General features: G+C 64.3%; 11 protein-coding genes. 2 read left to right on the top strand and 9 right to left on the bottom strand.

Annotation, left to right across the window (positions count from 1 at the left end; genetic code table 11):
* Positions 1-162 precede the first annotated feature (162 nt).
* Positions 163-1,101, top strand: coding sequence for a GlxA family transcriptional regulator (locus JFU04_RS10685; RefSeq protein ID WP_065905870.1), 939 nt, complete (start codon positions 163-165; stop codon positions 1,099-1,101).
* On the opposite strand, the gene JFU04_RS10680 is transcribed toward JFU04_RS10685, so the two are convergent.
* Genes JFU04_RS10680 through JFU04_RS10670 form a run of 3 tightly spaced genes read right to left on the bottom strand, consistent with a single transcriptional unit; the run spans position 1,088 to position 5,318 of the window.
* A complete protein-coding gene (locus JFU04_RS10680; protein ID WP_201144033.1) occupies positions 1,088-2,509 on the bottom strand; it encodes an aldehyde dehydrogenase family protein in 1,422 nt (473 codons plus the stop codon). The genes JFU04_RS10685 and JFU04_RS10680 overlap by 14 nt on opposite strands.
* Entirely contained in the window at positions 2,506-3,801 is a 1,296-nt protein-coding gene (locus JFU04_RS10675; RefSeq protein WP_201144032.1) for an aminotransferase class III-fold pyridoxal phosphate-dependent enzyme, read from the bottom strand. Before JFU04_RS10675 ends, JFU04_RS10680 begins: the two co-directional genes overlap by 4 nt.
* Before the next feature lie 11 nt (positions 3,802-3,812).
* Complete coding sequence (locus JFU04_RS10670; RefSeq protein ID WP_201144031.1) at positions 3,813-5,318, bottom strand: serine hydrolase domain-containing protein; 1,506 nt, start codon at positions 5,316-5,318, stop codon at positions 3,813-3,815.
* Positions 5,319-5,458: 140 nt separating this feature from the next.
* On the opposite strand from JFU04_RS10670, the gene JFU04_RS10665 reads away from it, so the two are divergent.
* On the top strand, positions 5,459-6,337 hold the full coding sequence (locus JFU04_RS10665; protein ID WP_065905861.1) for a GntR family transcriptional regulator: 879 nt from the start codon (positions 5,459-5,461) through the stop codon (positions 6,335-6,337).
* A 146-nt stretch (positions 6,338-6,483) separates the two neighbouring features.
* Here JFU04_RS10665 and JFU04_RS10660 read toward each other — a convergent pair whose 3' ends face one another.
* The 6 genes from JFU04_RS10660 to JFU04_RS10635 form a co-directional block, all read right to left on the bottom strand.
* A complete protein-coding gene (locus JFU04_RS10660; protein ID WP_371920704.1) occupies positions 6,484-7,722 on the bottom strand; it encodes an OprD family porin in 1,239 nt (412 codons plus the stop codon).
* 157 nt (positions 7,723-7,879) lie between these two features.
* Positions 7,880-9,508, bottom strand: a complete 1,629-nt coding sequence (locus tag JFU04_RS10655) for an ABC transporter ATP-binding protein (RefSeq protein WP_201144030.1) — start codon at positions 9,506-9,508, stop codon at positions 7,880-7,882.
* Positions 9,509-9,510: 2 nt separating this feature from the next.
* Entirely contained in the window at positions 9,511-10,365 is an 855-nt protein-coding gene (locus JFU04_RS10650; RefSeq protein WP_065905855.1) for an ABC transporter permease, read from the bottom strand.
* Positions 10,362-11,303 carry an ABC transporter permease gene (locus JFU04_RS10645; RefSeq protein WP_065905853.1) on the bottom strand — a complete coding sequence of 314 codons (942 nt, stop codon included), beginning with the start codon at positions 11,301-11,303 and terminating at the stop codon, positions 10,362-10,364. The genes JFU04_RS10650 and JFU04_RS10645 overlap by 4 nt, the downstream gene beginning before the upstream one ends.
* Positions 11,304-11,315: 12 nt before the next feature.
* Positions 11,316-12,872 carry an ABC transporter substrate-binding protein gene (locus JFU04_RS10640; RefSeq protein WP_201144029.1) on the bottom strand — a complete coding sequence of 519 codons (1,557 nt, stop codon included), beginning with the start codon at positions 12,870-12,872 and terminating at the stop codon, positions 11,316-11,318.
* 266 nt (positions 12,873-13,138) lie between these two features.
* Entirely contained in the window at positions 13,139-13,405 is a 267-nt protein-coding gene (locus JFU04_RS10635; protein WP_242485890.1) for a hypothetical protein, read from the bottom strand.
* Between the last annotated feature and the right edge of the window lie 48 nt (positions 13,406-13,453).

Genomic DNA, 13,453 nt, shown 5'->3' with positions numbered 1-13,453 from the left:
CGTCCGATTAGACCAGTCGTCTCGTCGTTGGGTGAATGTTAGGGATGGGGCCAGGCGCTCACAATGTCATATCCGCAAGGATTCCGGACACGCCGCAAAGGCGGTTGCCGTTTTCCCGGCAGCCGCCGACAATCGCCTCTCCCACGCTTCTGGAGAGATGCGATGCACAGCGTTGCGTTGATGGTTTACCCGAACTTCGAATGCCTGAGTCTCAGCGTCGGGTCGGTGTTCGAGTGCGCGAACCTGCTGCGCGGCGAACCGGCTTATGAGTTTCACCTGGTGTCGGAGAATGGCGGTGCGGTGATGGCGTCCCAGGGTTTCTCGGTGAACACTACCCAGGTGCGCGCCGAAGGCTATGACACGCTGATTGTCAGCGGCTACATGGAGTTTCGCCTGCCGGAGCTGAGCCTGCTGGAACTGGTCAAGGCCGCCTCTGCGCAATCACGGCGAATCGCCTCGTTGTGCATGGGCATCTTTGTACTGGCCGAAGCCGGCCTGCTGGAGGGCAAGCGCACCACCACCCACTGGATTCACGCACCGGCCTTTCGCAAGCGTTACCCGGCTATCCACCTGGAAGAAGACAAGCTGTTCGTGGTCGACGGCCAGATCTGGACCGGCGCCGGCATGAGTGCCGGGGTCGACCTCGCGCTGGCGATGGTCGAGAACGACCTGGGCAGCGATCTTGCGCGGCGCATCGCACGCAAGCTGGTGATTGCCCAGCGCCGGGGCAGCGAGCAGTCGCAGCTGTCGGCCTTGCTGGAACTGGACCCCAAGTCCGACCGTGTGCAACTGGCCCTGGCCTACGCCCGCGAAAACCTCACCCACGACCTGTCGGTGGAAGCCCTGGCCGAGGTCGCCCGGCTCAGCCCGCGCCAGTTCAGCCGCGTGTTTCGCGAGGAAACCGGGCAGACGCCGGCCAAGGCCATCGAGTCGCTGCGCGTGGAAGCCGCGCGGGCAATGATGGAGACCAGCCGCCACCCGGTGGAAGTCGTCGCCCGCGAAACCGGCTTCGGCGACCGCGAGCGCATGCGCCAGGCCTTCCTGCGCGCCTTCGGCCAGCCGCCGCAGGCGATGCAACAGGCGTTGTTCAATCCGGGCTAGGCTGGTAGCCGAACAGCGACTTCACTTCCAGATAGTCCTCCAGCCCGAACACGCCCCATTCGCGGCCATTGCCCGACTGCTTGTAGCCGCCGAACGGTGCGCCGTTGTCGGCCTTGCTGCCGTTGAGATGGACCATGCCGGTGCGCAGGCGCCGGGCCACGGCACGTGCACGTTCCAGGCTACCGGCGGTGACATAGCCCGAGAGCCCGTAAGGGCTGTCATTGGCGATGGCAATCGCCTGGTCTTCGCTGTCGTAGGGGATGATCACCAGCACCGGGCCGAACACTTCCTCGCGGGCAATCGGCGTGTCTGGATCGACATCGGCGAAGATCGTGGGCCTGGCGTAGAAACCCGTCTTCACCCCGTGCGGGCGTCCCACGCCGCCGCAGACGGGCGGGCTGTCGACGGCCGCGAGCAACGCCTGCACCCGCTCGAACTGCGCCTGATTGGCCAAGGGTCCCATGGCCGTGGCCGGGTGGCTGTCGTCGAAGCAGACCTGCGCGGCGACTGCCTGTGCAATCGCCACCGCCCTCGCCTGCAACGCCCGTGGCACCAACATTCGCGTCGGCGCATTGCACGACTGCCCGCTGTTGCGAAAACAGCTGCTGACGCCATGGCGCACCGCCGCCTCAAGGTCGGCATCGGCCAGGATCAGGTTGGCCGACTTGCCGCCCAGTTCCTGCGACACGCGCTTGACCGTGTCCGCCGCCGCCTTGGCCACCGCGATGCCCGCGCCGGTGGAGCCGGTGAAGGACAGCATGTCGATACCGGCATGCCGCGCCATGCCGTCGCCGACCGTCGGCCCGTCGCCGTTGACCAGGTTGAACACGCCCTTGGGCACCCCGGCGCGGTGCAGGATATCGGCCAGCAGCATGGCCGACAGCGGCGCCTTTTCACTGGGCTTGAGCACCATCGTGCAGCCCGCCGCCAAGGCTGGGGCGAGCTTGCAGGTGAGCTGGTTGAGCGGCCAGTTCCAGGGCGTGATCAGGCCGCACACGCCGATCGGCTCGCGACTGATCAGCGTGCTGCCGTGGGCGCGGTCGAACGCGTAGTCTTCGAGCACCGCATAGGCCCGCTGCAAGTGGCCCAGCCCGGCCGGCACGTGGGCACTGCGCGCCAGTGACAAGGGCGCGCCCATCTCCTGGTGCACGCACTGCGCCAGGGCCTCGCTGTGTTCGCGATAGCCCTCGATGATCGCCGCCAGCAACGCCAGGCGCTGCTCCCGCGTCCACTGGCTGTAGTGATCAAAGGCGCGCCGCGCGGCAGCCACTGCCCGGTCGAGGTCGCCAAGCGTGCCCAGGCTGATGGTCGCGACCGCGCACTCGGTGGACGGGTCGATCACTGCCAATGTCTCGGTGCCCAAGGGCTTGACCCACTGCCCGTCGATATAGAAATCCCGGTGGTTCATCGCGTCGCCTCAAGGGCCTGCGCCAGGGTGTGGAAGATCAGCGCAAGTTGTTCCTGGTCGAGGATCAGCGGCGGCGACAGCACGATATTTTCTCCGGACGCGCGCACCAGCACGCCTGCATCGAAACAGCGCTGGGCCACCTCGGCCGCACGTGCCCCTGGCGCCCCGTCGCGGGGCTTGAGTTCGACGGCGCACAGCAGGCCAATCGCACGCACATCAAGCACCAGCGGCTGTTCGCGCAGGCCCAGCGCAGTGGTTTGCCACAGCGGGGCGATCTGCTGCACATGGGCGTTGATGCCCAACTCTTGATGCACTTCAAGGGTCGCGAGACCTGCGGCGCACGCCAGCGGATGGGCGGAATAGGTGTAGCCGTGCATCAATTCAATCGCCTGTTCCGGGCCTTGCATGAAGGCCTCATACACGGCGCCACTGACCAGCACGCCGCCCATCGGCACCGCACCGTTGGTGAGGCCCTTGGCCAGGGTCATCAGGTCCGGGGTCACGCCAAACGCCTGGGCAGCGAAGCTGTGACCGACACGGCCGAAACCGGTGATCACCTCGTCGAAAATCAGCAGCACGCCATGCCGATCACACAGCTCGCGCAGGCGCTGCAGGTAGCCGAGTGGCGGCGCATACACGCCGCCGGAACCGGTCACCGGCTCGACAATCACCGCCGCCACCGTGGCCGGGTCGTGAATCTCCAGCAGGTGCAGCAAGGCGTCCGCATACTGCACGCCTTGCTCCGGTTGACCGAGGCTGAAACGCGAGCCAGCATCATAGGGCAGCGGCAGGTGCGCGACGTCGCCGAGCAGCGGCCCGAAGTCGCGTTTCTGCCGGCCAATGCCCGACACCGACAGCCCGCCAAAGCCCATGCCGTGGTAACCCTTGGCGCGGCCGATCAGTTTGGTGCGGCGGCAATCGCCGCGGGCCTGATGGTAGGCACGGGCGATCTTCAGCGCGGTGTCCACCGCTTCCGAGCCGGAGTTGGTAAAGAACACTTTATCCAGGCCGTCCGGGGCGCTGGCCACCAGCCGATCGGCCAGGGTCAGTGCGGCGGGATGGCTCATCTTGAACGAGGACACAAAGTCCAGGCGCCCCGCCGCTTCGCGAATCGCCTCGACAATCCGCGCCTGGCCGTGACCGGCGTTGACGCACCAGAGCCCGGCCATGGCGTCGAGCACCTGGCGCCCATCAGTGGTGGTGTAATGCATGCCGGCGGCGCGATCAAACAGCATCGGCGCGCGGTTGAACGGGCGCATGGCGGTAAATGGCGCCCACAAGGAAGAGGTCATGGGTGTACTCCTTAAGACGCGATGCGCGTGCCGATCAGGGTCGGGCGCTGCAAGGCGCCGGCATTGGTATTGACGCCGCGCGCGAAGTGCAGGCGGCCGTGATGCAAGCGGCAACTGACGTGGTCGCCGAAGGCGGTTTCAACAAAGCGCCAGTCCATGCGCAACTCGCCCTCGGCAGTCCAGCAGGCCTGGGCGACCACCGGGGTCTGCTCCGGCTGGTATTGGTGGTGCAGGTAATTGCCGGTGAGGCTGGTGATCGACTCCAGCGGCTGCTGGAAACCCGCGCGCAGGTGATGGGTGCCACGGTGGTCGACGAGGGTGAAATCGCAGTGATCGGGATGGAAATCAAAAGCCAGTTCGCGCACGCCGTCTTCATTGGGCTCGATGCTGAAACGGCCTTGCAGGGTGGTACTGGCGGGCGAGCTTTTCAGGCCTTGCAACGTCGGCAGGTGCAGCTCGTCAATCAGCGAGTCCAATTGCGCCTGGCTGCCCTGGGCATCCGCACTCGCGCGGCCCAGCGCCGGGAACAGGTGTTGCCACAGCGCCTGGTGCAAGCGCTTTTCACCCAGGCGCAGGCCGCAGGTGAACACGATGACCGTGTCCTGTGCCGGCAGCACGATGCACTGCTGGCCGAACACGCCAGAGGCGTAGTAGCCACCGTGCTCGGTCATCCACCACTGGTAGCCATAGCCTTCGCGCTGGGCTTCGTTGGCCTTGTTCTTGTCGCGCGGCAGGTACTGCTTGCCGTCGAATTCGCCCATCCACACATCCTGCACCTGGTTGCGCGTGGCGTCGGCGACCCACTGTGGCGAGAGCAACTGGCGGCCCTGCCATTGGCCACGGTTGAGGTGCAGCACGCCGAACTTCAGCGAGTCTTCGCTGGTGCAGCTCAAGCCGTTGCCACCGGCGTTGAAACCGCCTGGCGCCAAGTCCCACTCCAGCCGGTCGAGGCCCAGGTGATCGAGGACGCGCGCCTGCAACAACGCGTGCAGGGTCTGCCCGGTGACCTGGGTGACGATGGCCGAGAGCATGAAACTCGAGGCACTGCTGTAGATGAACGACTGGCCCGGCGGCTCGTCCACCGGCTCCTTCAGAAACGCCTCGACCCAGCTGCTTTGCAGGTTGCGCCAGTCACCGCCGGAAATACCGCGGGTGTGGCCGGTGCGCATGGTCAGCAGATCCTCGACCGTCATCGCCGCAAGGTTCGCACTGACAGGTTGCGGGCACAGCTCGGGGAAGAAGCTCACGACCTTGGCGTCGAGGCTCAGGCGCCCGTCATCGATCAACAGGCCGACGGCGGTGGCGGTCCAGCTCTTGGTTGCCGAATGCTGCACGTGGGGGCGGTGCGCCGAATAAGGCCGCCAGAAGGCCTCGGCCACCACTGCGCCCTGGCGATACAGCATGAAACTGTGCAGCTCCAGGCCGGCCTCGGCCACGGTCCGGAGAAAATCGAGAATGCCGGCCGGGTCGACGCCGCGTTCGGTGGGCAAGGCCCGGGGCAGCGGGATGTAAGTCATGATGGGTCCTCTGGATGTTTTTATATTTCAAATAATGCAGATAAAGATTTGATCGACGCGGCGCTGATGTATTTGAGCCGCCTATAATTCAGCTTTTCCGGGTATCCTTGCCTCCCCTGTCACAGGAAAGACTTCGCACCATGGCCCCACTCACTTCGCTGCAGACCAAAGTCGCCGGACAGATCCTTGCCGCCATCGCCAGCGGCGACCTGCAACCCGGTATGCACCTCAAGGAAGTGGAACTGGCGCAGCGCCTGGGCGTATCGCGCTCGCCGATCCGCAGTGCGCTTTCCTACCTGGCCGAACAGCAGGCCATCGAGCCGTTGCCGCAGCAGGGCTATCGCGTCCCGCTGCAGGCAACCGATGGCCTGGCGCAGCAATTCAGTGAGTTGCACAACGAAGAGGACCAGCTGTACACGCGGCTGATCGACGACCGGCTGAACCAGGTGCTGCCCGACCAGATTTCCGAAAGTGATTTGCTGCGCCGCTACGGCGTTGGCAAAAGTGTGTTGCGCCGCTGCCTGCTGCGGCTCTCGGATGAAGGCGTGATGCAGCGCAAGCACGGGCATGGCTGGCAATTCCTGCCGACGCTGAACAGCCCGCAGACGCGCTTCGAAAGCTACCGCTTCCGCATGCTGCTGGAGCCGGCCGGGCTGCTGGAACCGACTTTCAAGATCCACCCGGAACACTTCCGCCGCTGCCGCGAGCGCCAGATGGAACTGCTCGAAGGCAAGGTCGACGGGCAGCGCTTTATCGAATGCAACGCCGAATTCCACGAACTGCTCGCAGCCGCTTCCGGCAACGGCTACATCCTGCAGGCGATCCAGCAACAGAACCGCTTGCGCCGGCTGACCGAGTTCCACACGGTGAACAACGTGGAACGCGTGAAAGTCTCGTGCCAGGAACACCTGGCGATCCTCGATGCGCTGGAGCAAGGCGATAACGAGTGGGCGTCGACGCTGCTGCATCGACACCTGGATGTGGCCAGCAAGTTGCGGGTGGCGCGCAACAAGGGGTGATGGGTTGCCCCGGTGGGCATCCCTGTTTCGCCTAGGCGCGCGGTTCCAGACCGCAAACCCAGGCGCAGGAATGGAGCGGTACGCCGACTTACCGCCATCGCAGGCAAGCCAGCTCCCACATTCAGACCGAATCGCCCCCACTCGCATCACCAGAGCGCCACGGTATAGCCAACAATCACCCGGTTCTCATTCATATCCCGGAGATAGTTAGCCTTGCTCAACCCATTGCGCCAGCGCAACGACACCCCTTTGAGCGCCCCGGACTGAAACACATAGCCCAGGTCAATATCGCGCTCCCACTCACGGCCCTCCCCCACAAATCCCTTCACCTCGGCCTGGTCGCCCTTGGCCCAACGCGTCGAAAACGTCAGCCCCGGCACGCCCAACGCGGCAAAGTCGAAGTCATACCGCGCATGCCAGACGCGCTCGTTGGTCTGCGAGAAGTTGCTCAACTGGTACTCGGAAAACAGGTAGGTATTGGTCCCGTCCACATAGGTAAACGGCGTCTCGCCATACTGCTCCTGATACCCCCCGCCAACGCTGTGGCCCTTGTAGCTGAACATCGCCCGCGTACTCAGCGCGCGGTTGTCGACCTTGCCTGCAAGGCCCGCACCGGACTTGTCCGCATCGAAATAGCGGATGTCGGTCTTGAGGGTGCCGCCGCCCAGGGCGAAACTGTTTTTCACCCCGACGAAATGCTGCTGGTAGATGTCCTCCAGTTGCGCAAAGTGATAGCTGAGGGTCATGCCCGGCGTGAGCTTGTAGTCGCCACCGGCAAAGCGGAAGCGGTCACTCTTGCCGGAACTTTTGTAGGCGCCGCTCTGGCTGGTCAGCGCCATGTCTTCGTAGTCGGTGGATTCGCGCTGTTTGGTCTGGTCGATCTGCCCACCGATCAACGCCAGCCCGGCGATGTCCGTCGAGGTCACCTGGGTGCCACGAAAAGTCTGCGGGAACAGCCGGCTGGTGTTCGGTTGCAAGGTCGGCAGGTCCGGCAACAGGTAGCCGCTGCGCAGTTCGCTCTGGGCAAAACGCACCTTGCCGGTCACGCCATACTTGGAATATTCATCGTGGGCACGCTTGGCATAACTCGGTTTGCCCGGCGTCGCGTCGTTGTCCCGCGACAACAGGCCGGAGCCCGAGCGGTCCGGGCTGGAATCGAGTTTCAGGCCGAGCATGCCGACCACGTCCACCCCAAAGCCCACGGTGCCTTCGGTGAAGCCCGACTTCAGGTTGAGGATAAAACCCTGGGCCCATTCCTCGCGCTTGGATTGCCCGGCGTCCTCGCGATAATCACGGTTGAAGTAGTAGTTCTTCAGTTCCAGATCAGCCTTGCTGTCCTTGATGAAGTCCGCCTGGGCCGGGACGCACAGCAGGCCCCCGCTCATGAGGCCGACGCCCTTCAGGATCAGGTTGAGGTTGTTGTTATGCATGTTCTTGGCTCCTGGCAGTCGTTATCGGTGAGTAGGTCTTATTGTTTTTCTGGGCACGACATTCCCCATCGCGCAGGGTTTGAAGGCCTGCACGCCGGGTGAAATCAGGGGGTTAAATCGCCGGTCGTATTCGGTAGCCGCCGTCCGGCAGTTTCTCCAGCGGGCTGGCGGCGGCCAGCAACTGCCGGGTGTACGGGTGCTGCGGATGGTCGAAGATCTGTTCGCGCGCACCCACTTCCACCACAGTGCCCTGGTGCATCACTGCCACCCGATGGGCGATACGCTCCACCGCCGCGAGGTCATGGGAAATGAACAGGCAGGCAAAGCCGTACTGCGCCTGCAGGCGTTCGAACAGCTCGAGAATCTGCTTCTGGATAGTCATGTCCAGCGCCGAAATCGGCTCGTCGGCGATCACCAGTTGCGGGTGGCGCACCAGCGCGCGGCCGATGGCGACGCGCTGGCGCTGGCCGCCGGAGAGCTGATGGGGGAAACGCTCGACAAACTGCTCGCCCAGGCCGATGTCCTGGAGGGTCTGCGTCACCCGCTCACGTCGCTGGGCGGCGTTCAGGCCGGGTTCGTGACGCAGCGGTTCGGCGAGGATGTCGCCGATTTTCATCCGCGGGTTCAGGGACGAATACGGGTCCTGGAAGATCATCTGGCATTGCAGGCGGTGCGTGCGGTTGGCGGCCTTGAGGATGTCCACGCCCTTGAAGCGGATCGCACCGGCGCAAGGTTTGATCAGGCCGACCAGCGAGCGCCCGAGGGTGGTCTTGCCCGAGCCGCTGCCGCCCACCAGCGCCAGGGTTTCGCCGGGGGCAATCACCAGGCTCGCGGAGTGCACCACACGGGTGTGCTGGCGCTTGCCCCAGAACGAGGTCGGCCCCGGGTGCTCGATGCACACCTGGTCCACTTCCACCAACGGCCCGTTGCTGGCCGGCAATGGCGCCAGTACGCCGCGCCGCGGCAACGCCTCCAGCAACTGGCGCGTGTACTCGGCCTTGGGCGCCAGCAGGATATCTTCAATCGTACCCTGCTCCACCGCCTGGCCGTGACGCATTACCACCACCTTGTGCGCATAACGGGCGACCAGGGACAGGTCATGGCTGATAAACAGAATGGCCGTGCCCTGCTCGCGGGTCAGTTCCAGCATCAGCTCGATCACGTCCAGCTGCGCCAGGCAGTCCAGCGCGGTGGTGGGCTCGTCGGCAATCAACAGCGCCGGACGCAGCAGCATCACCGAGGCCAGCATGATGCGTTGGCGCATGCCGCCGGAAAACTGGTGCGGATAGGATTCCAGGCAGCGCTCGGCGGCCTTGATGCCGATGCGCCGCAGCATGGTCAGGCAACGCTCGCGGATCTGCGGCGGGTCGAGGTCGGTGTGCAGCCTCAGCGCTTCGCTCATCTGCTGGCCGATCTTCAGCGCCGGATTGAGCGACACCATTGGTTCCTGGAACACCATGCCGATGCTCGCGCCACGAATCGCGCGCAGCTCCTCGGGGCTGACGCTGGCCAGGTCACGGCCCTGGAAATCCAGGCGCCCGCCGCAGACTTGCATGGGCAACGGCAGCAGGCCGATGGCGGCGCGCGCGGCCATGGTCTTGCCGCTGCCGGACTCGCCCACCAACGCGACGATTTCACCGGGCGCGATGCTGAAACTCAGGTCGTCGACTGCCAGCGGGCCGTGTTCGCCCACGCGGATCTGCAAGTGTTCGACGTTCAGCAAAACAGGATTGGCGGACATCTTCACTTCCTCATCCGGGGGTCGAGACGATCGCGCAGGGCATCGCCAAACAGGTTGATCGCCAGCAGCGTCAGGCAGATAAACAGCCCGGGGAACACGCCCAGCCACGGCGCCGAGGCGATATACGGCCGGCTGCTCGCGAGCATGTTGCCCCAGGTCGCTGCCGGTGGCGGCACGCCCAGGCCGAGGAAGCTCAAGGCGCTTTCCGACAGCAGCGCCCAGCCGAACATGCTGGTGGCCAGTACACACAACGGCGCCAGGCAGTTCGGCGCGATGTGCCGCAGCATGGTGTACAGCTCGGAGTTGCCGATCACCCGCGAAGCTTCGATGTACTCCAGCTCGCGCAGGGACAGCACGGTGCCGCGCACCACGCGCACCACCGACGGCGTGTAGGCGATGCCCAAGGCGAGCACGATCCCGTATTTGCTCGCACCGATGATCGCCATGATGCCCAGGGCCATGAGAATGCCCGGAAACGCCAGCAAGGCATCGTTGAACATCATCAGCACACGGTCGGTCCAGCCGCGCAGGTAACCGGCGAGCATGCCGATCAGGGTGCCGGCCAGCACGGCCACGCTGACCGTCAGCAGGCTCACCCACAGGCTGGTGCGCGCGCCGATCAACAGGCGGCTGAACACGTCGCGACCGAACTCGTCGGTGCCCAGCCAGTGCGTGGCCGAGGGCGCCTGGAAGCGCGACATCAGGTCGATTTTCAACGGGTCGAACGGTGACCACACCAGCCCCATCAATGCCAGCGCAATCAACGCCACCAGCAGCCCGCCGCCGATCAGGGCATTGGCCGGCGCCCACACGCGTCGACGCCTGGCCTGCACGGGCACGGCAATACTCGAACTCATAACTTCACCCTTGGATCGAACAGCGGATAGAGCAGATCCACACACAGGTTGACCAGCACGTAGATAAAGGTGATCAGCAACAGGCAGCCCTGCAGCACCGGGTAGTCGCGGGCGAAAATCGCATCCACCATCAAGCGGCCTATGCCTGGCAGGGTGAACACGGTTTCCAGCACCGCGATGCCGCCCAGCAGGTTGCCGAGGATCAGCCCCACCAGGGTCCAGGTCGGGGCGAAGGCGTTGGGCAATGCGTGTTTCCACAGCACCGCGCGCTCCGACAAGCCCTTGGCGCGGGCATGGGCGATGTACTCCAGGCGCAGCACCTCAATGGTGCTGGCCCGCGCCATGCGGGTGATCGCGCCGACTTCCACCAGCGTCAGGGTCACCACCGGCAGCACCATGTAGCTGATCGCCTGCCACGGCGCCTGGGCGAAACTGACGTACCCCACCACCGGCAGCCAGCCGAGCTGGATGCCAAAGGCATGCAGCAACAGCAGGCCGAGCCAGAAGCTGGGGATCGACAGCAGCAAGGTCGCCACCGACACCAGGCCGAGGTCGAGTGCAGTGTTCTGTTTCCAGGCGGCGATCAGGCCGATGGGCACCGCGATCAGCGTGGCGAACAATACCGCCACCAGCACGATGGTCGCGCTGACGCTGAAGCGGTCCAGGATCAGCGGCAACACCGCCTGCTTGGTGCTGATGGAAAAGCCCAGGTCAAAGCTCAATACCGCCTTGAACCAGATCAGGAACTGCGTCACCAACGAGTGATCCAGGCCCAGGGTGTGGCGCATCTCGGCCAGGCTCTGGGGGTCGGCCATATCGCCGAGCATCAGCAGCGCCGGGTCGCCCGGGATCAGGCGAATCAAGGCGAAGACCATCACCGAAATCAGCAACAGCGTCGGGATCGCCATCCCGAGTTTTTGCAGGATAAAACGCAACATGCTCAGGCCTCGTTAATGGGCAGCGAGGCTGACGCCCCACAACCGTGGCGACGACACCGGCCACGAATGGAAGCCCTTGACGCTGTCCCGCAGCGCTGCGGCGACCGTGCCGTTGTAGATGATCACCATTGGCGTGTCGTGGATCATCATCGTGTGCAACTGGTCGAACAGCGCCTGGCGCCTGGCCGTGTCACTCTCGCGCACCGCTTCGCGCAGCACCGCCTGCGCCTGGGGGTTGTCCCAGACCTTGCGCGGCTCCTTGCTCTTGTCGCCCATCAGCGAATCGAAGCTGGTGGCCGGGTCGAGACGCGACGAATAAGAGAACGCCATCATCTGGTAGTTGCCGCTCTGGTAGCGCTCCAGCTGCGTGCCCCACTCCAGGGTTTCCATCTGGATATTCAGGCCGCTGGCCACCGCCATCGCCTGGCTGAGCAGGCCCATGTCGAACATCTGCGAATAGCGTTTGTTGACGATCATCTTGATCGGCTGGCCGTGGTAGCCGGCCTCGCTGAGCAAGCGCTGGGCTTCCTGTGGGTCATAGCGATAACCCTGCCTGGCGGTGGCGCTGTAGAACGGGCTGGTCTGGGGGATGGCCGAGTTGTTCGGCTCCGAGGTGCCATTGGACAGGGCGTTGACCATTTGCCCGTAGTCCAGGGAATGGGCGATGGCCTGGCGGATGCGCACATCCTTGAGCAGTGGGTCGTTGGTCTGGAACAGCAAGCCGCAGATCGCCATGATCGGGCTGAACGAGATCTGCACACCCGGCGTGGTTTTCAACTCCTGGGCATCGCTGGCGCTGACATTGGGCAGCAGGTCGATGTTGTTGGACATCAACGCGGCCTTGGCCGATGACGGGTCGGGGATCACCATGAAACGTACGGCGTCGACCAATGCGGTCTTCGTGCCGGTAAAGCCATCCGGCCCGGCCTCGTCGCGCGGGCTGTAGTCCTTGAAGCGCGAGAGCACCACGTATTGGCCGGGTTTCCATTCATCGAGGCTGAACGGGCCGGTGCCGATCGGCGCCTTCCAGCTGCCGTCCGCCGCCAGCGAATCGCGGTGCAGGATGCCGCTGCCGCCGCAATCGGGGCGCGCCATGGAAGCCAGGAACAGGCCGCTGGGCTGGTCGAGGTGGAACACCACGGTCAGCGGGTCCGGCGCATCAATGCCGGTAATTTCCGCCCCGCCACGGCCATCGAATTCGGCCAGGCAGCGCCACTGGGTTTTCGGGTCGAGGTAGCGCTCCCAGGTCCACTTCACGTCGGCGGCGGTCAAGGTCGCGCCATTCTGGAAGTGCACGCCGTCGCGCAACTTGAAGGTGTAGGTCATGCCGTCAGCGGAGCGTTGCACCTCACGGGCCAGCAACGGGCCGACGGAGGCGTCTTCACGGTGGGCCACCAGGCCTTCGACGATGTGCAGCATCACCGTGTCGGTATTTTCGTCACGGTTGACGCCCGGTTCGGTGCTGCGGATGTCGGCATTCAAGCCGACGCGCAAGGTGGTCTGGGCCTGCGCAAGGCCGGCGCCGAGTGCGAGGGTGACGCACAGCGTGCCATTGAGTAAGCGATTCACGGGAGATGTTCTCCTTCGCTGAAGAGACCGGCCTGGGGCAGGAGCCGGCTTCAAGCCTGTGTTAGGTCGTTGTTGTTATGGCCTGGCCTGAGGTCAGTGCCGCGGATGTTTTTTGTTTTTTTAAATTCGCCGGGACATATTCACAGTACAAGCTCGGCTTGTAAATGTTTTTTTGTGCATATAAAAACATTGGCGACTAAGCGGTGTTTTTCTCCAGGCAACAAAAAAGAGGCCGAAGCCTCTTTTGGGGCAAACCCGCGCCTGCCCTAGCGGCAGTGGTAAGGACTTTCGCTCTTGAGCTCTTCGCCGGTGTTGAGGTCACGGATGGTCACCGTGGCTTTCGGGAAGTTCTGGCAGAACATGTTGCGCGACGAGTAGATGGCACTGCCGTGGCTGGTGATGACCATCGGGATCGGCGCACCGGAGACGTCGACGGCCGTGACGTTGTAGTCACCCGAGAGGGTCACGCAACCGCCGAGCATCAGCAGTGCGGCAGCCGCCGCCAGGTACTTGATCGAAGCAGACATAAGCATTTCGCATCCTTGTGAAATTCAGGGCCAGGGTGGCCGACGAGGCTAGGA

The sequence above is a fragment of the Pseudomonas sp. TH21 genome (genome assembly GCF_016651025.1).
GTDB classification, from domain to species: Bacteria; Pseudomonadota; Gammaproteobacteria; order Pseudomonadales; family Pseudomonadaceae; genus Aquipseudomonas; species Aquipseudomonas aylmerensis.
Note: the sequence above shows the minus strand (reverse complement) of the source record. Positions and strands in the feature narration are given on the sequence as shown.

Bases quoted from the DNA above. Each gene is read 5' to 3' on its own strand.
- JFU04_RS10685 (WP_065905870.1), top strand. From the start codon at position 163: ATGCACAGCGTTGCGTTGATGGTTTACCCGAACTTCGAATGCCTGAGT.
- JFU04_RS10680 (WP_201144033.1), bottom strand. From the start codon at position 2,509: ATGAACCACCGGGATTTCTATATCGACGGGCAGTGGGTCAAGCCCTTG.
- JFU04_RS10675 (WP_201144032.1), bottom strand. From the start codon at position 3,801: ATGACCTCTTCCTTGTGGGCGCCATTTACCGCCATGCGCCCGTTCAAC.
- JFU04_RS10670 (WP_201144031.1), bottom strand. From the start codon at position 5,318: ATGACTTACATCCCGCTGCCCCGGGCCTTGCCCACCGAACGCGGCGTC.
- JFU04_RS10665 (WP_065905861.1), top strand. From the start codon at position 5,459: ATGGCCCCACTCACTTCGCTGCAGACCAAAGTCGCCGGACAGATCCTT.
- JFU04_RS10660 (WP_371920704.1), bottom strand. From the start codon at position 7,722: ATGAGCGGGGGCCTGCTGTGCGTCCCGGCCCAGGCGGACTTCATCAAG.
- JFU04_RS10655 (WP_201144030.1), bottom strand. From the start codon at position 9,508: ATGTCCGCCAATCCTGTTTTGCTGAACGTCGAACACTTGCAGATCCGC.
- JFU04_RS10650 (WP_065905855.1), bottom strand. From the start codon at position 10,365: ATGAGTTCGAGTATTGCCGTGCCCGTGCAGGCCAGGCGTCGACGCGTG.
- JFU04_RS10645 (WP_065905853.1), bottom strand. From the start codon at position 11,303: ATGTTGCGTTTTATCCTGCAAAAACTCGGGATGGCGATCCCGACGCTG.
- JFU04_RS10635 (WP_242485890.1), bottom strand. From the start codon at position 13,405: ATGCTTATGTCTGCTTCGATCAAGTACCTGGCGGCGGCTGCCGCACTG.